The following is a 25,355-nucleotide window of genomic DNA, read 5'->3' as shown; positions in this document are numbered from 1 at the left end:
TGGTCGCCTCAGGCGTCCGGAGCGGCGCGGCGCACCTGGTCCACCCGCGCGGCCACCTGCTCGGCGATCACCCGCAGCGCCTCGGCGTCGGTGCCCGGATCGGCCCGGACCTGGAGCACCACCCCGTCCTGACCGGGCACCTTGCGCTGCACGAACCACGCGCCCCCACCGGGCAGCTCGCGGCGGTGGCTGGACCTGATCGAGCCGGTGACCCTGGCGTGCACCACCTCGGGCACCCGGCCCGGCTCGGTCAGGGTGAACCGCCTGGTGGGCAGATCAGCCAGGAGCACGGCCGCACCCGCGGTCCCGGTCTGCCTGGCCTCGACCACGGCCAGCGCGCCCGCCTGCCAGACGGCCTTGCTGATCAGGTGCCAGCCCACCCGCCTGGTCCGCTCCCCCTCCGGCAGCCACAGCCCCAGCGACGTGGCCACCAGGTGCCCGCCGGAGCGCTCCTCGGCCACCGCGACCACGTTCTCCCCCGCCGCCAGCGTGCCGGGAAAGCCCTCGGGCAGCCGCTGCCCGCCCAGCCGCCGGGCCAGCCGGCGCAGCCAGCCGCTCACTGCAGCGCTCCGGCGGCCTGCTCGCCCAGTGCCTTGCGGTACTCCTCCAGCGCCACCAGGTCACCGAACAACGCCCGGTACTCGTCGGCGTCGTCCAGCGGGGACATCCGCTGCAGCCGGGACTTCAGCTCGGCGATCTGCCGCACCAGCAGGCTCTCCTGCACCCGGGCCAGCACACTGCTGGCGTAGCGCTCGTCGGGTTCGCTGCGCGCCTTGATCAGCGGCTCCACCGCCAGTTCGGTGAGCAGCGAGCGCACCGTCTGGTGCTCGCACTGCTGGCCGACCGCCTCCACCAGTGCCGGCCCGGACAGCCCGCACGAGGTGCCACCGGCCGCCAGCACGCTGCGGTGCAGTTCCCGGTAGGCGTCGTGGGTGAACACCTCCTCGGGCAGCGAGTCGTAGTAGGGGCCGGCCAGCTCGGGCAGTTGCAGCGCCACCTTGAGCGCCTCCCGCTGCGCCCCCAGCTGCGGGTCGCGCGGGTTGGGCCGGGCCGGGCCGGCGGCGCCCACGGCCAGCGCGCCCTGGTTGGGGTCCTGCCGCACCACCCTGGCCCTGGGCTTGCGCGCCGGGCCGCCGCCGGCGACCTCGCGGACCCGCTGCACGATCTCGGACTCGGGCTGCTGCCAGCCCACCCAGCCGGCCAGCTGCCTGGCGTAGTCGTCCCGCAGGGCGACGTCCTTGATCTGGGCCACCAGCGGCACGGTCCGGTTCAGCGCGGCGACCCGGCCCTCGCCGGTGTTGAGGTCGTAGCCGCGCAGCAGGCTGAGGATGGCGAACTTGAACAGCGGCTGGCGCCGCGCCACCAGGTCGCGCACGGCCACGTCGCCCTTGGCCTGGCGCAGCTCGCAGGGGTCCATGCCGTCGGGGGCCACCGCGATGAAGGTCTGGCCGGCGAACTGCTGGTCCTCCTCGAACGCCTTGAGCGCGGCCTTCTGCCCGGCCTCGTCGCCGTCGAAGGTGAAGATCACCTCGCCGCTGTAGAACTTGTCGTCCAGCAGCAGCCGGCGCAGCACCGCGATGTGCTCGGCGCCGAACGCGGTGCCGCAGGAGGCCACCGCCGTGGGCACCCCGGCCAGGTGCATGGCCATCACGTCGGTGTAGCCCTCGACCACCACGGCCTGCCGCCGCTTGGCGATCTCCCGCTTGGCCAGGTCCAGTCCGAACAGCACCTGGGACTTCTTGTAGATCGGGCTTTCCCCGGTGTTGAGGTACTTGGCCTGGATCGGGTCGTCGTCGAAGACGCGGCGCGCGCCGAAGCCCACCACGTCGCCGCTGAGGTCGCGGATCGGCCAGAGCAGCCGGCGGTGGAACCGGTCGATCGGGCCCTGCCGGCCCTCCTTGCTCAGCTGCGCCTTGTACAGCTCGGACAGCTCGAACCCGCGGCCGATCAGGTGCCGGGTGAGCTTGTCCCACCCGCCCGGCGCGTACCCGCAGCCGAACATGGTGGCCGCGGCCTCGTCGAAGTCGCGCTGGGCCAGGTACTCCCTGGCCGGCCGAGCCTCCGGGCTGCGCAGCTGCTCGGCGTAGAACTCGGCGGCGGCGCGGTGCGCCTCGACCAGCCGGGCCCTGGTGCCCCGGTCGCGCTTCACGCTGGCGCCGCCGCCCTCGTAGGTCAGCTGGATGCCGACGCGGGCGGCCAGTCGCTCCACGGCCTCGACAAAGCTCAGGTGCTCGTGCTTCTGGATGAAGGCGATCACGTCGCCGCCCTCGCCGCAGCCGAAGCAGTGGAACGTGCCGTGGCTGGGCCGGACGTTGAACGACGGCGTCTTCTCGTCGTGGAACGGGCACAGCCCCTTGAGCGCGCCACCGCCGGCGGGCCGCAGCGCCACGTAGTCACCGACCACGTCGTTGATCCGGTTTCGCTCCCGCACCTGCGCGATGTCGCTTTCCCGAATCCGTCCCGCCACGGGAGTCGAGTCTAGTTACGTCGGTTCCCGCCGCGGACACCTGGCGTGCCCTGCCGGTACCCGGGGTGCCGAGGCCGGCGCGGGCCAGCGGCAGGATGGGGGCATGCCCGCAGCCCACGACCGGTTGGCCACCGAGTTCACCGCGCACCGCCCGCACCTGCTCGCGGTGGCCTACCGACTCACCGGCAGCGTCGCCGACGCCGAGGACGCGGTGCAGGAGGCGTGGCTGCGGCTGGTCGGGCAGGCCCCGGGTGCCGCGGAGCTGGGTACTGGAGAACTGGGGTCTGGAGAACTGGGCCCTGGAGAACTGGGCACTGCGGATCCAGGTGCTGCGGAACCAGGTGCTGGGGGAACCGGCGGCAAGGAGCCGGGCGCCGGGGAAACAGACGCTGGGGAAACGGGCACCGGGGAAGCGGGCACCGGCGGCTCGGCCGACGGGCTCGCGCCGGCCGGAATCCGTGACCTGCCGGCGTGGCTGACCACGGTGGTGGGCCGGATCTGCCTGGACAGGCTGCGCTCGGCCGCCGTGCGCCGGGAACGCTACGTGGGCTCGTGGCTGCCCGAACCCGTGGTCACCCCGCTGGGCAGCGGCGGCGCGCCCGACCAGGTCGGCGCTGATCCGCTGGAGGTCGCGGTCCGCGACGACGGGGTGCGGCTGGCCGCGCTCGTGGTGCTCGACCGCCTCAGCCCGGAACAGCGGGTGGCGTTCGTGCTGCACGACGCGTTCGACGTGCCGTTCGCCGAGATCGCCGCCACCCTGGGCTGCTCGGTGGCCGCGGCCAGGCAGCACGCCTCGCGGGGCCGGCGGATCGCGGCCGAGGCCGCCCCACCACCCCGGGTGGAGTTGGCCGCCCAGCGCGAGACCCTGGAACGGTTCCTGGCCGCGCTCAGCTCGGGTGACCTGGACGCGGTGGTGCGCCTGCTGCACCCGGAGGCGACGCTGATCGGCGACGCCGGCGGCCGGGCCAGGACCGCGCTCCACCCGGTCACCGGTGCGGACAAGGTCGCCCGGTTCCTGGCCGGCCTGCTGCGGCGCTACGGCCCCGCCCTGCTCACCGTGGGTCGGCCGGTGCTGGTCAACGGCGAGTTGGGGCTGCTGATCCCGGCCACGCCCGGCGACGGGGAACACCAGCCGGTGCCGGCGCGGGTGGCGGTGTTCAGCGTCCAGCACGGGTTGGTCACCACCATCTACGACATGGCCAACCCGGACAAGCTCGGCCACGTGACGTTCTGACCGCGCCACGCGCGACCCTGTCCCGAAGAAACTGTTCACCCGGGAAACCGCGTCCGCAGGAAACCGCGTCCGGGGGAAACCCGATCCGGAGGACACCAGCCCGGACGGGTGCGTCCAGGGGCTGGCCCGCGGCGAGCTGGCCGGGTCCGGCGCGGACGCGGTCCCCGGGGCCGGGTCAGCTCCCTCGGCGCAGGGCGCGGGTGGCCAGCCCCAGGCCCAGCGCGGTGACCACGGCCACGGCGACCACCCCGGGGAGCACGGCGGGGGCGAGGAACTGGCCGGCGAACAGCGCCCGCGCCGCGTCCACCACGTAGGCGACCGGGTTGACCGCGGCCAGACCGCGCAGCCAGGCCGGGCCGGCGCTGATCGGCAGCAGCACACCCGAGAGCAGCATCAGGGGGAACAGCAACAGCTGGGTGGCGACCCAGAACAGGTTCCCGCTCGGCCGGGCGGCGATCGCCAGCAGGTGGGAGAACGCGCTCAGGCCGATCCCGAGCACGGTCAGCAGCAGCATGGTGGCCAGTGCGCCCGGGATGTGCGGGGTGAGCCCGAACGGGGTCGCGATGGCGATGATGAGCACGGCCTGGGCGCACAGCGTGACCGATTCCTTCAGGGTGCGGCCGGTGATCAGCGCCGCCCGGTGCACCGGGGTCACCAGGATCCGTTCCAGCTGCCCGCCACTGGACTCGCTGAGCAGCTGGTGTCCACAGGACAGCGGGCCGACCAGGCACATCATGATCAGGATGCCGGGCACGAACCACTGCCAGGTCGTCTCGGCGCCGCCGAAACCGCTGTGCGGCCCGGTGAGCACGGAACCGAACAGGACCAGGAACAGCACGGGCTGTGCCATGGCGAGGACGATTCCCCAGGGCTGGCGCAGTTCGGGCCGGATCTCCCGGTGGAACGACGTCACTGTGTCCTGCAGAAACTTGCGCACGGGGTGGTCTCCCTGTGGTGACTCAGCTGGCGGGGTGAACGGGGTCGGTGGCGGGGTGGACCGGGTCGGCGTCGCCGGATTCGCGCAGCCGCCGGCCGGTGAGGGTGAGGAAGACGTCGTCCAGACTGGGGCGGCTGCTCGCCGCGGTGGTCACGGTCACCCCCGCGTGATCGAGTTCCCGCAGGAAGCGCGGGAGTTCCCGATCGGCCCGGACGAGTCGCAGGGTGACCGCCGTGCCGTCGGTGCCCACCCGCTCGGGTGTGGTGAACCGGGCTCCGATGCTGGCCGCCACGCCGGCGTCGGCCGGGGTTTCGGTGGTGATCCGGATCTGGTCGCCGCCCAGCGCGGCTTTCAACCGTGCTGGTGTCCCGTCGGCGATGACCCGGCCGGCGTCCACGATGACCACCCGCTCGGCCACCCGGTCGGCCTCGTCCAGGTAGTGGGTGGTCAGGACGACGGTGATGCCGTGCTCCCGCCGGAGCCGCAGGATCTGGGCCCAGATGTCGGCCCGGCTCCTCGGGTCGAGTCCGGCCGAGGGCTCGTCCAGGAACAGCAGGCGGGGCTGGTGCATCAGGCCGAGGGCGATGTCGACGCGCCGCCGCTGGCCGCCGGACAGCGTGGCTGGCCGGCGGGTGGCCAGCGCGGTGAGGTCCAGCAGGTCGAGCAGGTGGTCGGCGCGCTGGCGGGACCGGCGTGGGCCAAGGCCGTACCAGCGGCCCTGGGTCACCAGCTCGTCGCGAACGCGGTGGTTCTCCCCGGCCGCGTGGTGCTGGCCGACGTAGCCGATCGCGGTCCGCACCCACTCCGGCGCGGTCCGCACGTCGGCCCCGGCCACCCGGGCCGTTCCGGCGGTGGGCGGCAGGAGCGTGGTCAGCATGCGCAGCGTGGTGCTCTTGCCCGCGCCGTTCGGCCCGAGCAGCGCGACGAGTTCGCCCTCGGCCACGGTCAGGTCGATGCCGTGCACCGCCACCACGGTCTGCCCGCCCGTCCGGAACGACCGCCCGAGGCCGCGCGCCTCGATCATCAGCTCACCACTCATGCAGCGGAGGTTATCCGCTCCGAAGTGGAGCGTCAAAGTTCCACTCTGGGATTGCGGAATTCCATCCTGGGGATCGTTGGTACCGTTGGCGGGTGGTCGAGCAACAAGAAGCAACGCCTTCCGCTGCCCGCAACCGCACCCAGCGGGCGATCCTGGCTGCCGCCGCGTCCGTGCTGGCCCGCGACCGGTCCGCGACACTGCCGCAGATCGCCCTGGCCGCCGACGTCGGCCGGACCACCCTGCACCGGTACTTCCCCGAGCGGGACGGCCTGGTCAACGCGGCTGTGGACGATTCGCTGGAACTCATCGGCGAGGCGATCAGGGAGGCCGCCCCGCACGAGGGCGGTGTCTGGGAGGCGATGCGCCGGCTCGTGGCCGCCCTGGCCTCGGTGAGCGACCGGATCATGTTCGTTTTCGGCGACCCGTCACTGCTCCGCGATCTCGGCCCCACGCCGGCCGGGCAACAACTGCCGGACGATCCCGTTCTGGGACTCATCCGCCGCGGCCAGGCCGACGGGGTGTTCGACGCCGAGGTCTCCGCCGGGTGGCTGCAACAGGTTCTGTGGGCGCTCCTGTACACCGCGTTCGAGCAGGTCGAACGGGGCACGCTGGCGCGCTACGACGTGGTCCCGACGGTGCTGCGCACCCTGGAGCGGGGCATCACCGCGACCGGTTCCGCCTGACCGCGGCGCCGCCCGCCACCCGCGCACACCCTTCGCGTCTTGCCCGGCCACCCGCTGTGCGGCCGGGGCTGGCGCACCGGGGCCACCCCGGTCCGGCTGGCAGGATGACCGCATGACAGACGAGCCGGTGGCAGGTGCTGGGCCGGCGCTGTTCCAGCTGGTGCGGTTCTGGTCGCGGCGGTGGGCCGCGGGCGTGGCCGGGCGGCTCGCCGACAACCAGGGTTCCGACGACCAGGGTTGCGACGACCAGAATCCCGGCGGGCAGAATCCCGACGACCAGCATCCCGGCGGGCAGGACGGGCAGAATCCCGGTGGGCAGGACGCCGCTGGCCGCGGCTCCGGTGTCCCGGATGCCGGTGGTCGCCCCGGTGCCCACCGCGCCGGCCACCAGCGCCTGGGCGACCCGCACCGGGTGCCGAACGTCCTGGTGGTCGAGGCGGTGCACGCGGCGGGCGCCCACCCCGGCGAGGTCACCGTCGCCGAGGTGGCACACCAGTTGGGGGTGGACCGTTCGGTGGCCAGCCGGATGGTCGCCGAGGCGGTGAACGCCGGACACGTGCGGCGGGACGCCTCGGCCCGGGACGCCAGACGGGCCAGCCTGTCGCTGACCGGGTCGGGCCAGGCCCTGCTGCACGCCTCACACGCCTACCAGGAAGAGGTGTTCGCCCAACTGGTCGCCGGTTGGAGCGGGGCAGACCAGCGGCGCTTCGCCGGCTACCTGCGTCGGCTCGCCGCCGAGGTGCTGCCCGGGGAAGGTCCGGCCTGATCCCGGCCGTCCCGCTCGGCGTCCGCGCGCAGGCCGACCTCGGTGGTCATGGCCAGCGGCCGGGCCAACCCGAGGGAGGCCTCGTCGAACCGGTCCAGGTAGGACAGCACGCGCTTGGCCGCGGGGTTCAGCTCGCCGGGTTCCGAGGACAGGCTCGGCCCCACGACCAGGGTCCTGTCCTGGGTCCTGTCCCGGTCGCCACGGTCGCTGGCCACCGCGGCCATGCGCGCCAGGTTCTCCCTGATCCGCCCCATCGCCCCGGTCACGCCGGGATGCCCGGCCAGGGCGGCTGTCTCCGCGGCCGTGGCCAGATTGCGGGCGTGGTACAGAACCAGCTCCAACACCACGACCAGGTAGCTGAGCGTGTCCCGGCGGTCGCGGAACGGGTTGAACCGGTGCAGCAGCGGTTCGACAATCCGCTCCAGATCGCCGAACCGCCGGTCCAGCTCCCGCGACTTCTCGATCAGGTTGAGCTGCTCCCCGTGCGCCAGCACGTCCTCGGCGTGGCCGACGAACTCGCTCAGCCCGTTGAGCAGTTCGGCCACTTCCTCGCGGGCGGCCGAGCCGGTGCGGGTGGGCAGCACGACCGCGGCGGCCACCGCCCCGGCCAGCGCGCCGATCAGCGTCTCGACCAGGCGCAGCAGGAACACCTGCGGGGTGAACATGCCCATCAGGTCGTAGAGCAGGCCGAGCGTCACCGTGAGGAAGAAGCTCATCATGCTGTAGGAGACCTGGACCAGGTAGAACGCCAGGAACAGGCCAACGGCCATCAGCCCGCCCACCACCACCGGGTGGCCGGCCACCAGCAGTGCGACCACCATGCCGGCGAGCACGCCCAGCAGCGTGCCCAGCACCCGGCGGAACCCCTTCACCAGCAGGTCGCCCCGTGAACTCGTGCCGATGAACACCACCCAGCAGGTGATCACCGCCCAGTACCAGCGCTGCGGGGACACCAGTTCACTGGCGACGATCGCCAGCGCGCACGCCACCGCCGTCTGCACCGCCTGGCGGGTGCTGGGGCTCAGCCGTTCGGTCGGGGGCTCCTCCTCCTGCCGCCGCCGGTCCACCCCCGGTTCCCGGGGGCGCTCCGCCTCGTGGCCTGCCCCGCCCCGCTCGTCCCCGGCGGGCTGTTCCCCGCCGTCCCGCGTTGGCTGGTCCGCTGGCCGCTCCCGGCCGGCCTGATCAGTGGATGCCGGCCGCTCCGAATCGGGTTTGCCCAGCTCTGGTTGAGTACCTCGAAGTTCCGAATCGGACTTCTCGCGCTCCACTCCGGATTCCGTCTTGCCCGAATCGGGTGCGGGACGCTCCGATTCGGTGTCCCCGGCTGTCCACCACGCCTGCGTCTCCAGGTAGCGCCTGGTCTGGATGGTGGCGAGGACGAGTTCGCTCACGGCCCGACGCAGTCCCATGGCCGCCCGGTGCGGGGCTGGCGCGTCCGGCTCGACCGGTGTCGCGCGCCGGGCCCGGACCGTGGCCAGGATCTCCCTGGTGTCGGCGGCGATCACCCGGCTCGGGTCCCGCCCCAGGTAGCCGCGCAGCTGGCGCAGCTCGACCAGCAGGTCCGCGCGGTGCTGCCGGGAGACCCCCTGCTCGACGGCGTTGCGCACGGACAGCGCCAGCCGTTCGGCCGCCAACTCGATGGTGACCAGCTGGCGGCGCACCCGGTCCAGCTGTGCTGGTCGCTGGTCGTCGCGGTCCAGTTCCGCCTCGATCATCAGCGCGCCCTCGCGCAGCCGCTCGGTGTACCGGTCCAGGCGCTCACCGGTCCGTCCGGCGCTGTCCATCTCCTCCAGCACCCGGCTGACCTGGTCGACCTGTTGGCCCAGCCGGGCGCGGAACGCGTGGAACATCCGGCGCACCGCGTGCTGCCTGCTCTCCCGGCCCAGCAGCAGGGCCAGGCCGACCGCGACCAGCACGCCCACCACCATGCCCACCAGCACCACCGGCAGCAGCGCCGAGGTCAGTCGGGTGAACACGGCGGCGAAGAAGCTCATGAACCCGGCCATGCCCACGGCGAACCCGATGTTGGGGAACCGCCGCAGCCACACGGCCACGAAGGTGACCGCCACGAACACCGAGTCGACGACCACCGGGATCTTGGGCAGCAGCGCGGCCAGCGTCAGCGACGCCGCCGCGGCCACCGGCACCAGGCCGGCGGAGGCGAGTTTCTCCCGGGTGGTGGCCTCGCGCAGGCCGGTGGACATGTTCAGGGCGAGGATCGCGCCCACCATCACCGCGGGGAACGGCAGCCCGGCCAGGGCCAGGCCCCCGGCGGCGATCAGCGTGGCGAGCACCACGCGGACGGCGTAGCGCAGCCGGACCATGCCGGGGTCGGCCGCGGCCAGCCGGTCCAGCACGGCCGCCGCCAGCCGCCGAGCCCCGTGCCATCGGGTCGCCACTCCCACACGATCACACACCGGCCGGCCCTCCGCCGGTCACGCGAACCCGGCCCGGGCGGCGGTCGGCGCGCCGGCGGCTACGGCCGGGTGATCCGGGCGAGGAAGTACAGCGCGCCCGTGGCCTGGTGCCGGACCAGCAGCAGGAACGGCCGGTCCACCCGGATCACCAGCGGTGGTTCCTGGTGCACGGGCATGCTGGTCATCCGGATCATCATGGCGGTGGCCGCCGCGCCCTCCAGGCCCTGCTCGTCCACCCGCAGCACGGCCTCGTGCAGCACGTCCGACACGCTCAGCCGCGGATCGGGGCTGAGCGCGCCCAGGTCGGCGGACCGGCTGAACAGCGTCCGCACGCCCAGTCCGGTCAGCGCGGCGGTGAGCGCGGCCCTGGCCCGCGCGCGACACCGGGGCAGGTGCAGTTCGACGCGGGTGCGGGTGCGCGCGGCCAGCAGCGCGGTCAGCCGGGGCACGTCCAGGCCGGGCTCGGCCGCGGCCAGGTCGCCGTCGGGCAGCAGCACCACGGCCTCGACCCCGCCGTGCGCGGGCAGCCCCACCGCGGTCCACCCGTCCTGGGCGGCGTGGGTCAGCTGGCCGGTGTGCCGCATGGTCGGCACCGGGCGGGGGCCGTCGGGCGCGTGGAACGGTTTGGGCCGGGTGTCGTTGGCGTCGAACGGGGTGCGCCAGGCCGTGCGCAGGTACAGCGCGTTGACCAGGGTGGCGACCGTGTCCTGGGCCACCGCGCCCGGCGGGACCAGTTCGGGGATGAGGTCGTGGGTGGTCGCGGCGACGTCGGCGTTGATCGCGGCCCTGGCCGCTTCGGGGTCGGTGGCGAACGGCGCGGTCCGCACGCTGTGGCCCGGCCAGCCGGCCAGGTCGGTCACGAAGTCGCCGTTGACGGGCAGTTCGTCCCAGACCCACAGGGTGTTGGTCACGGCCAGTTCTGGCGACCGCGCGTCCGAGCCGCCGCCCCCGCCACCGCCACCTCGGGCGCCGCCGCGCAGCGCGCCGGCTTCGGCCAGCAGTACGGCGTGGTCGCGCACGTCACGGTCGGGGTCGCCGACCAGGAGCGTGAGCAGTTCGGCCCGGGTGCCGCCCTGGGCGGCCTGGCTGGCCACGCCCAGCGCGCTGGCCACCGAGTAGGGCGACCAGCAGGCGTCCTCGGTGGGGTCCGGGGCGAGGGCGTGGTGCAGGGCCAGGGCGAACGCCAGGTGCGCGCGCTCGGTCACAGGCTCTCCTGGTTCTCCGGCGCTGGCCGGCTCGACGTGTCTGGTCCGCCTCACCGCACTGGGTCAGCAGCGCGGGTCGGGCAGGTGCGCCACCAGCACCGGTGTCGGCTCGGGCAGCACGCCCGCACCGGCCATCGGGCCGAGTGGCCGCGGGTGCCTCGGCTCCCGCACGCCCGCCGACCCGTCACCCTCGTCATCGTCCGGGACGTCACCGAACCCGTCGGTGTACCCGACCTCCACCGGCTCGCGCCGGCGCCGTAAGCCACGTCCCCGGCCCTTGCCGGGCCGGTCCTTGCGGTCCTCCGCTGCCATGACACCGAGTGTGCCACCGTTCACAGCGCGGCCCGGGGCGATCACGGTGCCCGCCGCACCAGCCCGGCGTGCCAGGCCACCGCCTGCACGTCGGTGAGCAGCGAGACCTGGTCGATGACCACCCGCAGCCGGCCGGCGTCCCCGGCCGCGTCCTGCCAGGCCTGGTGGAACGTGGGGTCCAGCCCGTCCGGCGCCCGCTCGCACAGCGCCGCCACCAGTTCGGCCAGCAGTTCCCGCTGCCGGCGCTGCATGGCCAGCCGCTGCGGGTCGCTCATCACGTAGCGCAGCGCCATCGCCTTGAGCAGCGCCACCTCGGCGGCCACCTGGTCGGGCACCACCAGGTCGGCGTCGTAGCGGCGCAGCGGCCCGGTGCCGTGCACCCGCTGGGTGGCGGTGACCGCGGCCGAGGCGAACCGGCCGACCAGCTCGCTGGTCAGGCGTTTGAGCGTCACCTGCGCGCCGAGCGAGCCGTCGTAGCGGGTGCGCGCCAGTTCGGCGACCACGCCCAGCCGCAGCAGTTCCTCGGCGGCGGCCTCCAGCGCGGACACCGGCGCGGCCGAGAAGTGCTTGGCGGCCAGTTCGGCGACGGCCGCCCGCTCCTGCTGGTCGGTGAGCGCGCGCAGGGAGATCCGGCCGGACAGCACGCCGTCCTCCACGTCGTGCACGGAGTAGGCGACGTCGTCGGCCCAGTCCATCACCTGGGCCTCCAGGCACCGGGTGCCGGGTTCGGCGCCCTGCCGCAGCCACTCGAACACGGCCATGTCGTCCTGGTACACGCCGAACTTGGTGACCCCGGCCAGCCGAGGCCACGGGTACTTGGTGGCCGCGTCCAGGCACGCCCTGGTCAGGTTGAGGCCGTAGCCGCGGACCCGCCCGTCCTCGGCCGCGCCGACCACCTTGGGTTCCAGCCGGGTCAGGATGCGCAACGTCTGCGCGTTGCCCTCGAACCCGCCGCAGTCCTGGGCGACCTCGTTGAGCGCGCGTTCCCCGTTGTGCCCGAACGGCGGGTGGCCGATGTCGTGGGCCAGGCCGGCAGTGTCCACCACGTCGGGGTCGCAGCCCAGGTCCTCGGCGATGCCCCGGCCGATCTGCGCGACCTCCAGCGAGTGGGTCAGCCGGGTGCGCGGCACACCGCTCACCTCGGCGCCCTCGCCCGGGCCGACCACCTGGGTCTTGCCGGCCAGCCGCCGCAGCGCGGCCGAGTGCAGCACCCGGGCCCGGTCCCGGGCGAACGGGCTGCGCCGGGCGGGTGTGGCCCCGGGCAGCGTGCCGTTCTTGGGTGGCTCGTCCAACAGCCTGGCCACGTCGTGCGCGGCGTACCCGGAACTCACCGGCCCAGCCTAGGCGGCCGGGCACCGCGATGGTGCCGCCGCCGGTTGCCCGGCGGGGTGAGGCACCGGGTCGCGCTCGCGCGTGGCCGCGCCTCACGCCGAGGTGATGTCCTCGGCCGCGTAGCCGATGGCGACGAGTTGCCGTCCGGCGGCGCCACGCGCTTCCAGCAGCATCCGCATGTTGGTGTCCAGGTCGCCGAGGGGGCCGCCGGGGAAGTAGGGGCTGAACTGGTCGGCGCTGACGCGCAGTTCGGTGAAGCCCGGGTTCACCCGGTTGGCGTCCCGGATGATCCGGTCGAGCAGGGCGAAGTCCCGCCGCAGGTGGACGGCCAGGTCCGCCAGCGTGGTGGGCCGCAGCATGGCCAGTTCCAGTGCCTCGGCCACCCGCGCCAGCCGCTCCAGGGTGGCCGGATCACCGCGGTCGGCCAGGTCCAGCTGGGCCGCGCGGACACCGGTCAACAGCTCCTCGTTGGACATGGACTGCCAGAGCCGATCGCTCATCCGGCCACCCTCACAGCCACGCGGTGTGGTTTCCGTTCAGCTGCCGGCGCGTGCTGCCCGCCGCGGCCCGGCGGCGGTCTCAGGTCACCGGGGTGAGCTGCCACTTCTGGCAGTCGCCCTGCCAGAAGTTCCACACGCGCACGTCGGCCGGGGGTGCGGCCGCGCAGCCGGCCACGTCCAGGGCGCGGCCACTGGTGGTCGAGCTGATCCGGTGCGCGCCGCCGAGCAGGGCGTCGACGTACCAGCGCTGGCAGTCCGCGCCCTGGTCGGGCTGCTGGACCACGTCGGCGTGGTTGTCCGGGGAGCAGTCGGCCACGGTCAGGGCCTGGCCGGTGTGCGCGTTGGTGATCCGGTAGCCGTCGCCGAACCGGCTCAGGTTCCAGCGCTGGCACGGGCTGGCCGCGTCGGCCGCCCACACGGACACGTTGGCGCCGGGCTCGGTCGAGCAGTCGTCCACGGCCAGGGCGTTGCCGGTGTTGTTCAGCGGCGCCAGCCGGTACTGGCCGGGGCTGACGCCCCGGGTGCCCGGGTCGCCGGACGGCAGCGGGAGGGTCTGCCAGCTCGCCGACGGCGGTCCCAGCCGCGGCGTGCCGTCGGCGTCGAAGTCGACCCGGTCCAGGCGCAGCGACCGGTCACCGCCGCAGCTGCCGTTGGGGGCACCGGTGGGTGAGGTCATGGCGTGGTAGGCGATCCAGGTCTCGCGGCCGTCGGGGGAGCTGACGAAGCTGTTGTGGCCGGTGCCGAACACCCAGTTGGCGTCGGAGCGCTGGAACACCGGGGTCGGGGTCTTGCGCCAGGACGCCGGGTCGAGCACGTCGCCGCCGGTGAACTCCAGCACGCCCAGGGCGTAGTCCGGGGTGGCGCAGTGGCTGGCCGAGAAGAACAGGAAGGTGCGGCCGGCGCGGCGCAGCACCACCGGGCCCTCCTCGATCGGGCTGCCCTGCCGTTCCCACGCCAGCGTCGGCTGGGACAGCAGCACGGGTGGGCCGCTGATCGTCCACGGGTCGCGCAGCTGCGCGATGTAGAGGTTCTGGGTGGTGCTGCCGGTGGGCACGCCCGACCAGACGTGGTAGAGCCGGCCGTTGGGCAGGCGCAGGACGGTGCCGTCGATGGCGAAGTCGGTGTTGGTGGCGAGCTGGCCCTTGAACCGGTAGGGGCCGAACGGGCTGGCGCCGGCGCTCTCCAGCACGTACATGCGGTGTCCGGAGACGGTGTCCGGCGGGGCCGCCGCGTAGTAGACGTACCAGCGGTGGTCGAGGAAGTGGAACTCCGGCGCCCACACGCCGCAGCACCGGTCGGGCGAGCTGTCCCGCCAGACGGTGACGGCGGGCGCGGTGGCCAGCCCGGCCACGGAGTTCGCCCGCACCAGGACGATCCGGTCGGTGGCGGTGTAGCTGAGGAAGTAGGAGCCGTCGCGGTGGAACAGCCACGGGTCGGCCACGCCCTCGCGGACCGGGTTGCGCAGGGTCTGCCGGGGTGCCGGCCGCCCGGACGCATCCGCCGCGGCCGGTGTCGGGGCGGCCGGTGTCGGGGCGAGCCCCGCCAGGCACAGCAGCGCGGTCACCGCGACCAGCACCGGTCTGGACAGGCGGGACACCAGTGTCCGCATGCCGTCCCCCTCCTCGCTCAGCGGCCACGGCCGCGTGGTGCCCGTCAGATTGTTCCGACGGGCCGAGGGCGGGGATAGGGGGCAGACAGGTGACGGCGCCTCAGCCGATGTTGGTGTTGAAGTTGCCGGCCGACGCCCTGGTCAACCGGTAGTACAGCAGCGCACCGGTTTCCCGGACGATGTAGTTGAACTGGGTCTCCCTGGTCTGCACCACCGGGCCGCTGCGGGTGGGCGAGACCGACGCGGTCAACCCGGCGTCGTTGGCCATGGTGCGGGCGCGCAGCGAGTGCCACGGGTCGCTCACGATCACCGCCGTGGTCCACTTGCGGTTCTTGGCGACCTCGGCCACCGCGCGCATGGTGCCCAGGGTGTCGCTGCCCTCGCCGATCGGCACCACCCGCTCGGCGGGCACGCCGTTGTCCACCAGCCAGCGCCGGCCGGACTCGCCCTCGGTGTAGGTGTCGCCGGCCTGCCGGCCACCGGTGGTCAGCACGTAGCTGACCACCCCGGTCTCGTACAGCCGCTTGGCGTGCTGCAGCCGCGCCTTGAGGACCTCCGAGGGCACGCCGTTGTACTGGGCGGCGCCGAGCACGACGGCCATGTCGGCGTGGTCGCGGTCGTCGATCCTGGCCACCTGCCAGACGCGGAACGCGGTGCCTCCCACCACGAGCACCCCGATCAGCACGGCACCGAACACCGTGCGCAGCAGGGCGCGCAGAATTCTTCGACCAGGGGACATGCCGTCGGCGGACACGGTGGGCATCGTTCCAGAATTCGATCTGTAGTGACAGCACCGGGTGGCCCGGCACGGCGCGCCCGGTCAGCGTCCGCCCGGCGTCGGGCTCACAGCCAGCCGCGATCCTCGGCCAGCCGCACCGCCTCGGCCCGGGTGCGCGCCCCGGTCTTGCCGATCGCCGAGGACAGGTGGTTACGCACCGTGCCCTCGGACAGGTTCAGCGCCCTGGCGATGTCGGCCACGGTGCCGCCGTCGTGGGCCGCCCACAGCACGTCGCGTTCCCGGTCGGTCAGCGGGCTGGCGCCGGTGGCCAGCGACTCGGCGGCCAGGGCCGGGTCGACCACGCGCAGGCCGGCGTGCACCCGGCGGACCGCGTCCACCAGCTGTTCGGGCGGGGCGTCCTTGACCACGAACCCGACCGCGCCGGCGGCCATGGCCCTGGCCAGGTAGCCGGGGCGGCCGAAGGTCGTGCACACCACCACCCGGCAGGCGGGCAGGGCGCGGTGCAGCTCGGCGGCGGCGGCCAACCCGTCCTTGCCGGGCATCTGCACGTCGAGCAGGGCCACGTCCGGGCTGGTGCGCTGGGCGGCGGGCAGCACCTCCTCGCCCGAGCTGACCTGGGCGACCACCTCGATGTCCGGTTCCAGTCCGAGCATGGCCGCCAGCGCGCCCCGGACCAGGGCCTGGTCGTCGGCCAGCAGCACCCGGATCACGCCAGCCCCGCCGAGGTGCTGGGCAGTCCGGGCGCCCAGGACGGGCGGGTGGCCTCGGCCCGGTCGGCGAGCCGGTCGGTCCCGCCCGCGCTGGCCCGCACCTGGAAGCCGCCCTCGGGCCGCGGCCCGGCCTCGATCCGGCCGCCGACCGCGGCCAGCCGCTCGCCCAGCCCGGCCAGGCCGGTGCCGCTGCCGCCGACACCGCCGGTGCCCCGACCGTTGTCGCTGATCTCCACCCAGTTCTCACCCAGCCGCACCGCGCAGCGACTCGCCCGGGAGTGCCGCAGCACGTTGGTGATCCCCTCGCGCAGCACGTACCCGAACACCTCCTGGTACTCGGGGCGGACGTTGTCCACGGCGTGCGGCAGGTCGGCCTCGACGCCGGCGGCGTGCAGCGCGGCCCGCGCGCCCACCAGTTCCGCGGCCAGCGTGACCTCGCGGTAGCCGGACACGGTGGCGCGCACGTCGGCCAGGGCCTGCCGGGACAGCTCCTCCACCTCGCGCACCTCGGCGATGGCCCGGTCGGTGTCGGCCGCGCGTTCCAGCACCCGCCTGGCCAGGCCGGCCTTGACGGTGATCGTGGTGAGGCTGTGGCCGAGCACGTCGTGCAGGTCCCGGGCCAGCCGGGCGCGTTCCTGGGTGACGGCCATGGCGGCGATCTCGGCCTGGGCCGCCTTGAGCGCCTGGATGGCCCGGCGCAGCCGGCCCATGAAGAACAGCGCCACGGTGACCGAGAGCAGCGTGATCAGCCCGGACACGTCCTCGGTGACATCGCCCCAGAGCGCGATGGCGCCGAGCAGGGCGAGGAAGACCAGGCCGTCGAGCAGCACGCCCCAGCGCCACGGCGCCAGCACCGCGACCACGGCCATGCCGTAGACCAGCAGCCCGGTCGCGGCCAGGCCGAGCAGCGCGACCGTGACGACGCCCAGGCCCAGCGTCACCGCGCTCACCACCAGCCTGGTCCGGTCGTCGGCGCGCCAGGTCAGCGCGGGCAGCACCGCGTAGGCGGCGGCGTAGAGCAGCACCGCGCCGAGGTCGAGCGCGACCCGCGCCGGCGGTAGTCCACTGTGGAGGATGTCGGGCACGTCGAGGAACATGAACAGCTCGAAGAGCAGCGCCACGGCGATCCACGCCACCGCTCCGGAGTGGCGCAGCCGCCGCCACCAGGGCTGACGCCCACCGTTGTCCTGCCTGTCCAGCACGCCGCCTACCGTACGTCGGGCCGTACGTCGGGCCTGCTCAGGCCCGTGTCCCGGCCAGTCCCGCGACCAGGCGCCCCGGCGCCGCCCGCGCGCGGCCGCCGCGCCGTCCACCGCTGCCCCGCCCATCACCGCCCACCCGCCCCGGTTCAGCGGGCCGTGGCCGTGCGGAACCGCCAGGCGCCCACCAGGCCGAGCAGCACCGTCCACCCCGCCAGCACCAGCACGGCCCGGCCGAGTGCGGCATCGGCCAGCAGCGGCGCCTTGGCGACCTGGTTCATCCAGTAGGTGGGCATCACCCGCATGATCCCCAGCATCCAGTCGGGCGCGGCCTCCGCCGGCACCCACACCCCGCCGAGCAGGCCGAACAGCATCATCAGGCCGCTGCCGACCGGCTGCACGGTGTCCTGGTTGGCCAGCAGGCCGATCGCCAGGCCGAGCATGGCCACCGGGATGGCCGCCAGCCACACCCCGCCCAGCACGCCCAGCCACTGGCCAGCGCTCAGCCGCACGCCCTCGACCAGCGCGCCGATCGCGCCGACCAGCACCAGGCCGGGCACGGCGATCAGCAGCGCGGTCAGCCCCTTGGTGAGCAGGTAGGCGGTGCTGGACAGCGGGGTCAGCCGGAGCTGGCGCTGCCACCCGGTGCCCCGCTCGGTGGCCACCCGCGTGCCGGTGAACAGCGGCGCGGTCATGGCCGCGTAGGTGGCCATGTTGATCATCAGCCCGGTGCTGACCGGGATGCCGTTGGGGAAGGTGGCGCCGGCGCCGCCGTACAGGCCGGTGAAGACCAGCAGCAACACGGCGGGCATGGCCAGGGTGAAGATCAGGAACCGGCTGGAGCGCAGCAGCCGCCGCAGCTCCAGCACGAGGTAGCGGGTGTTCATCGCGGCTGGTCCTCCCCGGTCTGGTCGGTCGGGCCGGCCTGGTCGGTCTGGTCCGGCCGGCCGGTCAGCGCGTGGAAGGCGTCCTCCAGTCCGACCGCGGTGATCTCGATGTCGTGGGCCAGCGGGAACGCCGCGAGCAGGGCGCGCAGGGCCGCGTCCGAGTCGGTGCAGGCGAGGGTCGCGGTCTCGGCCCGCACGTCCACCCGGTTCACCCCGGGCAGGGCCAGCAGCCGGTCGGGCCGGGCGCCGCCGGGCAGCACCGCGCGCAGGGTGCGGCCGGCCACCGCGGCCCGGACCTGGGCCACCGACCCGTCGGCCACGACGCGGCCGGCGCGCATCAGCACCACGCGGTCCGCGTACTCCTCGGCCTCCTCCAGGTAGTGGGTGGCGAACAGGACGGTGCGGCCGGTGTCGGTGTAGGCGCGCATGGCCTGCCAGAACTGCCGGCGGCTGGTCACGTCCATGGCCACGGTCGGCTCGTCGAGCACCAGCAGGTCGGGGTCGCAGACCAGGGCCACGGCGAACCGGACGCGCTGCTGCTGGCCGCCGGACAGCGTGCCGCAGCGCCGGCCGGCGAGGTCGGCGATGCCGGCCCGGCGCAGTGCCTCGGCCACCGGCAGCGGCGTGCGGTGCAGGGCGGCGACCAGGCCGACGATCTCGCCGACGGTGACGTCCGCCAGCAGCGCCCCGTTCTGCAGCATGGCGCCGACCGTGCCGGAGCCGACCGCGGCCGAGGGCGTCTGGCCGAAGATCCGGATCCGTCCGGCGTCCGGGGTGGTCAGTCCGAGCAGCATGTCCACGGTGGTGGACTTGCCCGCGCCGTTGGGTCCGAGCAGCGCCACCACCTCGCCGGGCGCGATGGTCAACTCGACGCCGTCGACCGCGGCCAGCTGGCCGTAGCGCTTGCGCAGGCCGGTCAGCCGCACGGCCGCGCCCCGGTCCTCGGCCGCCTCAGCCGGGGCCGTCCCGTGCTGGGCCGGCCCGGAGCGGGTCCTGATCTGTCCTGTCATGCCGGCAACGGTGCCGCAGCCCGGTCCGGCGCACCCGGATCAGACGTCACCACTCGGCCATGACAGGTGTCATGCCGCGGACCGTGTGGCAACCAAACCACGCCCGGCCGGACCGCGCCCGCGCGCTGGCAGGATGCGGGGCATGGCAGCTGACCATCCCACGATTTTGGCCACCTCGGGCGGCTGGCGCTCCGGCCACCGCACCCAACTGGAGTTCGGCCCGCTCATCCACCACGCCATCGCGCTGTCCGGGGTGACCGGCCGCCGGCCCCGGCTGTGCCACGTGGGCACGGCCGGCGGCGACCAGCTCTACTTCAACGCCTGGGTGGACGAGGCCGCCCGGGTGGCCGGCGTGGAGGTGAGCCACCTGAACCTGTTCCCCATGCCGCCCACCGCCGATCTGGCCGACTTCGTGCTCGGCAACGACGTGGTGTGGGTGAACGGCGGGTCCGTGGCCAACCTGCTGGCGGTGTGGCGGGTGCACGGGCTGGACGCGGTGCTGCGCCGCGCCTGGCAGGCCGGGGTGGTGCTGGGTGGCGTGTCCGCCGGGTCGATCTGCTGGTTCACCGGCGGCACCACCGACTCGTTCGGGCCGGAGCTGCGCGTGGTCACCAACGGCCTCGGCCTGCTGCCCTACGGCAACGGCGTGCACTTCGACAGCGAGGCGGCCCGCCGGCCGGCCGTGCACGCGGCCGTGGCCTCGGGCGAGCTGCCCGCCACCTACTGCACCGACGACGGCGCCGGCCTGCACTTCCGGGGCACCGAACTGGTGGAGGCCGTGGCCGAGCGCCCCACCGCCGGCGCCTACCTGGTGGAACGCGACGCGGCCACGGGCGTGGCCGTGGAGTCGGCGCTGGAGGTCAGGCGGCTGTGAGGCCATCCGGTGCGGGTGCGGCCGTGACCACACCCGCACCGGGGGGTCAGCAGCCGACCAGGCGGGCGGCCAGGTAGGACTCGATCTGGTCCAGGCTGACCCGCTCCTGGGCCATGGTGTCCCGCTCCCGCACGGTCACCGCGTTGTCCAGCAGCGAGTCGAAGTCCACGGTCACGCAGAACGGCGTGCCGATCTCGTCCTGGCGCCGGTAGCGGCGGCCGATCGCGCCCGCGTCGTCGAAGTCCACGTTCCAGTTCCGGCGCAGGGCCGTGGCCAGGTCGCGGGCCTTGGGCGAGAGTTCCGGGTTGCGCGACAGCGGCAGCACCGCCACCTTGACCGGGGCCAGCCGGCGGTCCAGCCGCAGCACCACCCGCTTGTCCACGCCGCCCTTGGCGTTGGGCGCCTCGTCCTCGGTGTAGGCCTCCAGCAGGAACGCCATCATCGGCCGGCCCACCCCGGCCGCCGGTTCGATCACGAACGGCCGGTACCGCGAGTTGGTGGCCTGGTCGAAGTAGGACAGGTCGACGCCGGAGTGGTTGGCGTGGGTGGTCAGGTCGTAGTCGGTGCGGTTGGCGATGCCCTCCAGCTCGCCCCACTCCTGGCCGGCGAACTCGAAGCGGTACTCGATGTCCACGGTCCGCTTGGAGTAGTGCGACAGCTTCTCCTGCGGGTGCTCGTAGAGCCGCAGGTTGTCCCGGGAGATGCCGAGGTCGGTGTACCAGCGCAGGCGCTCGTCGATCCAGTACTGGTGCCATTCCTCGTCGGTGCCGGGCTCGACGAAGAACTCCATCTCCATCTGCTCGAACTCGCGGGTGCGGAAGATGAAGTTGCCCGGGGTGATCTCGTTGCGGAACGACTTGCCGATCTGGCCGATGCCGAACGGCGGCTTCTTGCGCGCGGTGGTGAGCACGTTGAGGAAGTTGGTGAAGATGCCCTGCGCGGTTTCCGGCCGCAGGTAGTGCAGGCCCTCGTCGGACTCGACCGGGCCGAGGTGGGTGCGCAGCAGGCCGTTGAACATCTTCGGCTCGGTGTACTGGCCGCGGGTGCCGCAGTGCGGGCAGGGCACCTCGGACAGGTCGTTCTCGGCCAGGTCGGTGCCCAGCCGCTTGCCGGTGCGCTCGGCGTACTCCTCCACCAGGTGGTCCATGCGGAACCGCTTGTGGCAGGAAACACACTCGATGAGCGGGTCGACGAACGCGTCCACGTGCCCGGAGGCCACCCACACGTCCCGGGGCAGGATCACCGAGGAGTCCAGGCCGACGACGTCCTCGCGGCCCTGCACCACGGCCTTCCACCAGGCGCGCTTGATGTTGTCCTTCAGCTCGACGCCCAGCGGACCGTAGTCCCACGCCGACCTGGTACCGCCGTAGATCTCCCCGCTGGGGTAGACGAAGCCACGGCGCTTGCACAGGCTGACAACGGTCTCGATGCGGTCGGCGGGCACGGGCACTCCCGAGGGTTGGTGTGCGACGGTGACGTGAGCCTGGCTGGCACCACGTCTCGCTGGTGGTCCGGTGTGGGTGTCGCTGGTGGAGGGGTCCCCGACTCCCGTCCACCTGGGGCGCTGCCACGGGTGGCGACGGAGAGTCAGCGTAGCCCGTGCCGCGGGTGCCCGAACGCACCACCCGGGCCTGGTGTTCCCCAGCACACACACGCGCGCCCGCGCGCCCGCGCGGGGCGGCTCGCCGCGGGCGGCGGCTACCGGCGGGGCGCCGCCGGCCCGCCCGCCTGGTCGCGCCGGACCGTGTCGGCGTCGGCGGCCAGCAGGCTGGGCTGCTCGCGGACCGCACCGGCCGAGGCGGACAGCACGGTCTCGTAGGCGGCCGGCTGGTCGGTCAGCGCCTCGGCCAGCAGCGGCACCACGTGTTCGCGCACCTCGAACGGGGACAGCGCGCGCCGGTAGGCCACCACCGAGGCGAACTCCGCGGTCAGCACCCAGCGGTCGGCGGCCTCGGTGGCCTGCCCCAGCGCGGCGCGCACACAGCCCGGCTGGGCGGTGAGCAGCCGCAGCGCGTGCTCGGCGCGCCGCACGAACCCCTCGCGTTGCTCGGGCCCCACCGTGAACCCGCACACCAGCAGCACCGATCCCGTTCCTTCCCGGTTGGCCCCGTCCCGCCGCACCCCCTGCCTGGCCGGGCGCGGACACGCCGGCGAACGGTAGCGTGCGCGGGCGACGGTGAGGAGGGAACCACGGTGACGTCGAGGCGTTCTGGTCGGGCTCCGCTGCTGCCGGGCACCGGTCCGCTGAGCAAGGTGCCGCCCGCGGTGGCGTTCGTGGTGGTGCTCGGGCTGTTCGTGCTGGGCATCTGGGTGGCGGGGCCGATCGGCGCCGGTCTGCTCGGCCTGCTGGTGCTGCTGCTGGTGGTGCTGCTGGCCGCGACCTGGCGGGCGCTCACCGCGGGTGACCGGGTCATCCGGGTGGCCGCGGTGCTGATGCTGGTCGCGGTCGCCGTGTCCCTGCTGCGCCAGGGCTGATCTGGCGGTTTCCCGGTGACGGGGCGGGCGCCGGGGCCCGGAGTGCCTTTCCGCATAGGATGGTGGTGAAAATCCCTGTCACCACCGCCCACGCGTCGGCCAGCGGGTTCGCCCTCGGGCTGGACGCGGCAGGCACTCCGGAGAGGATCGGTTCGCCGTGACCCAGGACGCCGCGCCAGCGAAGGTGGCTGGTGGACGCGCGGCCGGCCTGGTCGGCGAGCAGGTGCACTCGCCGGACCGGTCAGCGGCCCACCCGGCGCCGACCCGGTCGGCCGACGCCCTGGCGGCGGCCGGCGACCTGCTGCGGGCCCTGGCCGCGCCGGTGCGCATCGCCATCGTGCTGCAGCTGCGCGAGGCCGACCGGTGCGTGCACGAACTGGTCGACGCGCTCGGCGTGGCGCAGCCGCTGATCAGCCAACACCTGCGGGTGCTCAAGTCGGCCGGGGTGGTGCGCGGTGAGCGGCACGGCCGCGAGGTGGTGTACCAGCTGGTCGACGACCACCTGGCGCACATCGTGGTGGACGCGGTGAGCCACGCCGAGGAGAGTGGCACCAGTGTGCTCGGCCGGACACCCAGCGTGGCCAGCTCCAGTGGCAGGCAGCGGCCAGTCGACCGGATGGAGGAACCGTGACCGCACATGAGCGCCCCTCGGCCGTCATGCCCGGTCTGCGGGCGACCAGGCAGCGGGCGGCCGTGTCCAACCTGCTCGACCAGCTCGACGACTTCCGGTCCGCCCAGGAGCTGCACGAGGAGCTGCGGCGCCGGGGCGAGGGCATCGGCCTGACCACCGTGTACCGCACCCTGCAGTCGCTGGCCGAGGCCGGCGAGGTGGACGTGCTGCGCACCGACTCGGGTGAGGCGATCTACCGGCGCTGCTCCAGCCACCACCACCATCACCTGGTGTGCCGGGTGTGCGGGCGCACCGTGGAGGTGGAGGGGCCGGCCGTGGAGCGCTGGGCCGACCGGGTCGCGGCCGAGAACGGCTTCTCCGCGGTGAGCCACACCGTGGAGATCTTCGGCACCTGCCAGAACTGCTCGCGGCAGTCCTGACCGCCGCCCCCGGTCTGCGACGGTCCGCGACGGCCGGTCAGTACTCGTAGGGGTCGGCTGGCTGGTCGACCACCCGCACCGAGGTGGCGTCCAGGGTGGGCACGTACCCGTCGGCCTTGGTGCCGGTGCCCGGCCGGACCTGCCCGGTCGCCTCGATCCACTGGTCGTCGGCCAGGGCGGTCACGTCCACGCCGGCCAGCCGCACCTTGAGCGGGGCGGCGTCGGCGGCGCAGCACCGGATCGCCAGCCGCGCCAGGTAGCCGTCGCCGTCCTGGTGCACCACGAACCCGGTCAGCCGCAGGGTGCGGCCGGTGAGCGAGCCGGAGTCGTCCCAGCCGGTCCTGGCGATCAGTTCGTTGAGCGGCAGCGCGACCACGGCGTCGCCGGGCAGGGCGGCGAACGCGGACTCGCCGCCGCCCGCGCTGGCCGCGGCGCTGCGCCCGTCGCTGCGGCTGACCGTGTCCGCGCCCAGCGCCGGCGGGTTGACCAGGAAGATCGCCAGCACCGGCAGCAGCAACAGCCAGGGGCTGCGCGAGGGCCGGTGGCCGTGCGCGTCCCCGCCGGGGTGGGCGTGTGCGTGACCGTGCTCGTGGCCGTGCTCGTGGCCGTGGGCGTGCTCCGGGGAGGGGTCGCCGGTGCTCCGCCGCTGGGCGGCGCGCACGTCCCGGACGATGGCGACCAGGGCCAGCGCGACCATGACCGCGCCGGTGGCGATCAGCCAGGGCCGCAGCTCCGGCCGGACGTAGCGGGTGAACGTGCCGGCCACGGCGATCTTCACCAGTGCCCCGCCGACCAGCACCAGCAGGATGTTCTGCGTTTCCCGCCTCATCGCACGCCCCCCAGCACGAGCACTCCGGACACCAGTGCGCAGCACACCGCCACCACGAACGTGGCCGGCGCGAACCGGGCGGCGAACGCCCGGCCGAACGTGCCGGCCTGCAACGCGATCAGCTTGACGTCCACGGCCGGCCCGACCACCAGGAACACCAGCCTGGGCAGCAGCGGCAGCGCGGACAGCGACGCGGCCACGAACGCGTCGGCCTCGCTGCACAGCGCCAGGACCACCGCGAGCAGCGCCATCACCAGCACGCCGAGCACCAGCTGACCGCCCAACGAGGCCAGCAGCTCACCGGGCACCAGCACGTTCAGCGCCGCCGAGGTCAGCCCGCCGAGCACCAGGAACCCGCCGGCCTCGACCAGGTCGTGCCGCGCGGTCTCGGCGAACACCAGCCACCGGGGTGTGCCGTCGCCGTCGGGCAGCCGCCGCAGGGCCCGCTCCGCGATCCACTCGGCCCGGCCCAGCCGGGTCCACAGCCAGCCCATGACCACGGCGGTCAGCAGCGAGCCGAGGAACCTGGCCAGCACCATGCCCGGCTCGCCCGGGAACGCGACCGCCGTGGCGACCAGCACCACCGGGTTGACCGCGGGCGCGGCGAGCAGGAACGCCAGCGCCACGGCCGGGGCCACGCCCTGCTGCATCAGCCGCCTGGCCACCGGCACCGACGCGCACTCGCACCCGGGCAGCGCCACCCCGGCGATCCCGGCGACGGGCACGGCCAGCGCGGTGCGCCCCGGCAGCACCCGGCGCAGCGCGCTGGCCGGCACGAACGCCGCGATGGCGCCGCTGATCAGCACGCCGAACACCAGGAACGGCATGGCCTGCACGCACACCGCCACGAACACGGTGGCCCCGGTGCGCAGTCCCGGCACGTCCAGGACGCGGACCAGCCAGCCCTGCAGCACCAGCGCCAGCAGCAGCACGGCGCACAGCACCTCCAGGGAGGTGATCCGCCAGCGGCGGGGCCGCGGCCGGCGGGGGCGCGCCGCCCTGATCTCGCCAGTGATTGTCACTTTCACGATGATGCCACGGCACCACCGGTGTTCGGCCGGCGCACCGGCTGGCCGCCCCG

26 protein-coding genes and 1 pseudogene are annotated in these 25,355 nt (G+C 74.1%); 7 read left to right on the top strand and 20 right to left on the bottom strand.

Annotation, left to right across the window (positions count from 1 at the left end):
* Window positions 1-8: 8 nt before the first annotated feature.
* Window positions 9-560 carry a hypothetical protein gene (locus LX83_RS10390; RefSeq protein ID WP_253769768.1) on the bottom strand — a complete coding sequence of 184 codons (552 nt, stop codon included), beginning with the start codon at window positions 558-560 and terminating at the stop codon, window positions 9-11.
* Window positions 557-2,467, bottom strand: coding sequence for a DNA primase (gene dnaG, locus LX83_RS10385; protein ID WP_253769766.1), 1,911 nt, complete (start codon window positions 2,465-2,467; stop codon window positions 557-559). The genes LX83_RS10390 and dnaG overlap by 4 nt, the downstream gene beginning before the upstream one ends.
* 103 nt (window positions 2,468-2,570) lie before the next feature.
* On the opposite strand from dnaG, the gene LX83_RS10380 reads away from it, so the two are divergent.
* Window positions 2,571-3,701 carry a sigma-70 family RNA polymerase sigma factor gene (locus LX83_RS10380; protein ID WP_253769765.1) on the top strand — a complete coding sequence of 377 codons (1,131 nt, stop codon included), beginning with the start codon at window positions 2,571-2,573 and terminating at the stop codon, window positions 3,699-3,701.
* A 175-nt stretch (window positions 3,702-3,876) separates the two neighbouring features.
* Here the strand turns inward: LX83_RS10380 and LX83_RS10375 are convergent, their stop codons facing one another.
* The gene (locus tag LX83_RS10375; RefSeq protein ID WP_253769764.1) at window positions 3,877-4,638 is read right to left on the bottom strand and encodes an ABC transporter permease; all 762 of its coding nucleotides are present in this window, start codon (window positions 4,636-4,638) and stop codon (window positions 3,877-3,879) included.
* Between the two features lie 22 nt (window positions 4,639-4,660).
* Entirely contained in the window at window positions 4,661-5,662 is a 1,002-nt protein-coding gene (locus tag LX83_RS10370) for an ATP-binding cassette domain-containing protein (protein WP_253770169.1), read from the bottom strand.
* A 107-nt stretch (window positions 5,663-5,769) separates the two neighbouring features.
* Here LX83_RS10370 and LX83_RS10365 point away from each other — a divergent pair, with 107 nt between their 5' ends.
* Both LX83_RS10365 and LX83_RS10360 read left to right on the top strand, forming a co-directional pair.
* On the top strand, window positions 5,770-6,360 hold the full coding sequence (locus LX83_RS10365) for a TetR/AcrR family transcriptional regulator (RefSeq protein ID WP_253769763.1): 591 nt from the start codon (window positions 5,770-5,772) through the stop codon (window positions 6,358-6,360).
* A gap of 112 nt (window positions 6,361-6,472) precedes the next feature.
* Entirely contained in the window at window positions 6,473-7,126 is a 654-nt protein-coding gene (locus LX83_RS10360; protein ID WP_253769762.1) for a MarR family winged helix-turn-helix transcriptional regulator, read from the top strand.
* Here LX83_RS10360 and LX83_RS38390 read toward each other — a convergent pair.
* From LX83_RS38390 to LX83_RS10305, 11 genes are all read right to left on the bottom strand, one after another.
* A complete protein-coding gene (locus tag LX83_RS38390) occupies window positions 7,075-9,525 on the bottom strand; it encodes an FUSC family protein (protein WP_308203946.1) in 2,451 nt (816 codons plus the stop codon). The two genes, LX83_RS10360 and LX83_RS38390, sit on opposite strands and share 52 nt — an antisense overlap.
* Window positions 9,526-9,602: 77 nt before the next feature.
* Entirely contained in the window at window positions 9,603-10,748 is a 1,146-nt protein-coding gene (locus LX83_RS10350; protein WP_253769761.1) for a serpin family protein, read from the bottom strand.
* A gap of 63 nt (window positions 10,749-10,811) precedes the next feature.
* Window positions 10,812-11,060, bottom strand: a complete 249-nt coding sequence (locus LX83_RS10345; RefSeq protein ID WP_253769760.1) for a hypothetical protein — start codon at window positions 11,058-11,060, stop codon at window positions 10,812-10,814.
* A 41-nt stretch (window positions 11,061-11,101) separates the two neighbouring features.
* Window positions 11,102-12,391, bottom strand: coding sequence for a deoxyguanosinetriphosphate triphosphohydrolase (locus LX83_RS10340; RefSeq protein ID WP_253769759.1), 1,290 nt, complete (start codon window positions 12,389-12,391; stop codon window positions 11,102-11,104).
* A 93-nt stretch (window positions 12,392-12,484) separates the two neighbouring features.
* Window positions 12,485-12,892: a hypothetical protein gene (locus tag LX83_RS10335; protein WP_253769758.1), complete on the bottom strand. Its 408-nt coding sequence runs from the start codon at window positions 12,890-12,892 to the stop codon at window positions 12,485-12,487.
* A gap of 79 nt (window positions 12,893-12,971) precedes the next feature.
* Window positions 12,972-14,501 (bottom strand): family 43 glycosylhydrolase, encoded by a 1,530-nt coding sequence (locus LX83_RS10330; RefSeq protein ID WP_253769757.1) that lies wholly within the window; start codon window positions 14,499-14,501, stop codon window positions 12,972-12,974.
* Between the two features lie 100 nt (window positions 14,502-14,601).
* Window positions 14,602-15,264: a YdcF family protein gene (locus LX83_RS10325; protein ID WP_253769756.1), complete on the bottom strand. Its 663-nt coding sequence runs from the start codon at window positions 15,262-15,264 to the stop codon at window positions 14,602-14,604.
* A gap of 80 nt (window positions 15,265-15,344) precedes the next feature.
* Window positions 15,345-15,950: a response regulator gene (locus LX83_RS10320; RefSeq protein WP_253769755.1), complete on the bottom strand. Its 606-nt coding sequence runs from the start codon at window positions 15,948-15,950 to the stop codon at window positions 15,345-15,347.
* Window positions 15,947-17,152: a sensor histidine kinase gene (locus LX83_RS10315; RefSeq protein ID WP_253769754.1), complete on the bottom strand. Its 1,206-nt coding sequence runs from the start codon at window positions 17,150-17,152 to the stop codon at window positions 15,947-15,949. The genes LX83_RS10320 and LX83_RS10315 overlap by 4 nt, the downstream gene beginning before the upstream one ends.
* A 146-nt stretch (window positions 17,153-17,298) precedes the next feature.
* Entirely contained in the window at window positions 17,299-18,036 is a 738-nt protein-coding gene (locus LX83_RS10310) for an ABC transporter permease (RefSeq protein WP_253769753.1), read from the bottom strand.
* Window positions 18,033-19,046 carry an ABC transporter ATP-binding protein gene (locus tag LX83_RS10305; protein WP_253769752.1) on the bottom strand — a complete coding sequence of 338 codons (1,014 nt, stop codon included), beginning with the start codon at window positions 19,044-19,046 and terminating at the stop codon, window positions 18,033-18,035. Before LX83_RS10305 ends, LX83_RS10310 begins: the two co-directional genes overlap by 4 nt.
* 142 nt (window positions 19,047-19,188) lie before the next feature.
* Here LX83_RS10305 and LX83_RS10300 point away from each other — a divergent pair, with 142 nt between their 5' ends.
* Window positions 19,189-19,920 (top strand): Type 1 glutamine amidotransferase-like domain-containing protein, encoded by a 732-nt coding sequence (locus LX83_RS10300; protein WP_253769751.1) that lies wholly within the window; start codon window positions 19,189-19,191, stop codon window positions 19,918-19,920.
* Window positions 19,921-19,966: 46 nt separating this feature from the next.
* Here the strand turns inward: LX83_RS10300 and LX83_RS10295 are convergent, their stop codons facing one another.
* Window positions 19,967-21,364 (bottom strand): glycine--tRNA ligase, encoded by a 1,398-nt coding sequence (locus tag LX83_RS10295; RefSeq protein WP_253769750.1) that lies wholly within the window; start codon window positions 21,362-21,364, stop codon window positions 19,967-19,969.
* 254 nt (window positions 21,365-21,618) lie between these two features.
* Window positions 21,619-22,002 carry an antibiotic biosynthesis monooxygenase family protein gene (locus tag LX83_RS10290; protein WP_253769749.1) on the bottom strand — a complete coding sequence of 128 codons (384 nt, stop codon included), beginning with the start codon at window positions 22,000-22,002 and terminating at the stop codon, window positions 21,619-21,621.
* 111 nt (window positions 22,003-22,113) lie between these two features.
* Between LX83_RS10290 and LX83_RS10285 the strand changes: the two genes are divergently transcribed.
* Together LX83_RS10285 and LX83_RS10280 are read left to right on the top strand one after the other, a co-directional pair.
* A complete protein-coding gene (locus LX83_RS10285; protein ID WP_253769748.1) occupies window positions 22,114-22,395 on the top strand; it encodes a hypothetical protein in 282 nt (93 codons plus the stop codon).
* A 157-nt stretch (window positions 22,396-22,552) separates the two neighbouring features.
* A pseudogene (locus LX83_RS10280) lies at window positions 22,553-22,897 on the top strand (ArsR/SmtB family transcription factor); the annotation flags it as partial.
* Here the strand turns inward: LX83_RS10280 and LX83_RS38650 are convergent.
* Window positions 22,827-23,171, bottom strand: a complete 345-nt coding sequence (locus tag LX83_RS38650; protein ID WP_407649526.1) for a hypothetical protein — start codon at window positions 23,169-23,171, stop codon at window positions 22,827-22,829. The pseudogene LX83_RS10280 and the gene LX83_RS38650 overlap by 71 nt on opposite strands.
* On the opposite strand from LX83_RS38650, the gene LX83_RS10275 reads away from it, so the two are divergent.
* On the top strand, window positions 23,053-23,445 hold the full coding sequence (locus tag LX83_RS10275; RefSeq protein ID WP_253770163.1) for a Fur family transcriptional regulator: 393 nt from the start codon (window positions 23,053-23,055) through the stop codon (window positions 23,443-23,445). The genes LX83_RS38650 and LX83_RS10275 overlap by 119 nt on opposite strands.
* A gap of 37 nt (window positions 23,446-23,482) precedes the next feature.
* On the opposite strand, the gene LX83_RS10270 is transcribed toward LX83_RS10275, so the two are convergent.
* Both LX83_RS10270 and LX83_RS10265 read right to left on the bottom strand, forming a co-directional pair.
* On the bottom strand, window positions 23,483-24,274 hold the full coding sequence (locus LX83_RS10270) for a TIGR03943 family putative permease subunit (RefSeq protein ID WP_253769747.1): 792 nt from the start codon (window positions 24,272-24,274) through the stop codon (window positions 23,483-23,485).
* The gene (locus tag LX83_RS10265; protein ID WP_253769746.1) at window positions 24,271-25,296 is read right to left on the bottom strand and encodes a permease; all 1,026 of its coding nucleotides are present in this window, start codon (window positions 25,294-25,296) and stop codon (window positions 24,271-24,273) included. Before LX83_RS10265 ends, LX83_RS10270 begins: the two co-directional genes overlap by 4 nt.
* Window positions 25,297-25,355: the final 59 nt, after the last annotated feature.

It is taken from the genome of Goodfellowiella coeruleoviolacea, assembly GCF_024171785.1.
GTDB classification, from domain to species: domain Bacteria; phylum Actinomycetota; class Actinomycetes; order Mycobacteriales; family Pseudonocardiaceae; genus Goodfellowiella; species Goodfellowiella coeruleoviolacea.
The sequence above is the reverse complement of the archived record's forward strand: the minus strand, read 5'-3'. Positions and strand labels throughout refer to the sequence as shown.

Bases quoted from the DNA above. Each gene is read 5' to 3' on its own strand.
- LX83_RS10330 (WP_253769757.1), bottom strand. From the start codon at position 14,501: ATGCGGACACTGGTGTCCCGCCTGTCCAGACCGGTGCTGGTCGCGGTG.
- LX83_RS10300 (WP_253769751.1), top strand. From the start codon at position 19,189: ATGGCAGCTGACCATCCCACGATTTTGGCCACCTCGGGCGGCTGGCGC.
- LX83_RS10345 (WP_253769760.1), bottom strand. From the start codon at position 11,060: ATGGCAGCGGAGGACCGCAAGGACCGGCCCGGCAAGGGCCGGGGACGT.
- LX83_RS10370 (WP_253770169.1), bottom strand. From the start codon at position 5,662: ATGATCGAGGCGCGCGGCCTCGGGCGGTCGTTCCGGACGGGCGGGCAG.
- LX83_RS10380 (WP_253769765.1), top strand. From the start codon at position 2,571: ATGCCCGCAGCCCACGACCGGTTGGCCACCGAGTTCACCGCGCACCGC.
- LX83_RS10360 (WP_253769762.1), top strand. From the start codon at position 6,473: ATGACAGACGAGCCGGTGGCAGGTGCTGGGCCGGCGCTGTTCCAGCTG.
- LX83_RS10335 (WP_253769758.1), bottom strand. From the start codon at position 12,892: ATGAGCGATCGGCTCTGGCAGTCCATGTCCAACGAGGAGCTGTTGACC.
- LX83_RS10325 (WP_253769756.1), bottom strand. From the start codon at position 15,264: ATGCCCACCGTGTCCGCCGACGGCATGTCCCCTGGTCGAAGAATTCTG.
- LX83_RS10305 (WP_253769752.1), bottom strand. From the start codon at position 19,046: ATGACAGGACAGATCAGGACCCGCTCCGGGCCGGCCCAGCACGGGACG.
- LX83_RS10270 (WP_253769747.1), bottom strand. From the start codon at position 24,274: ATGAGGCGGGAAACGCAGAACATCCTGCTGGTGCTGGTCGGCGGGGCA.
- LX83_RS10310 (WP_253769753.1), bottom strand. From the start codon at position 18,036: ATGAACACCCGCTACCTCGTGCTGGAGCTGCGGCGGCTGCTGCGCTCC.
- LX83_RS38650 (WP_407649526.1), bottom strand. From the start codon at position 23,171: ATGCCCTCGCCCCGGCGCCGCAGCTCCTCGTGCAGCTCCTGGGCGGAC.
- LX83_RS10275 (WP_253770163.1), top strand. From the start codon at position 23,053: ATGCCCGGTCTGCGGGCGACCAGGCAGCGGGCGGCCGTGTCCAACCTG.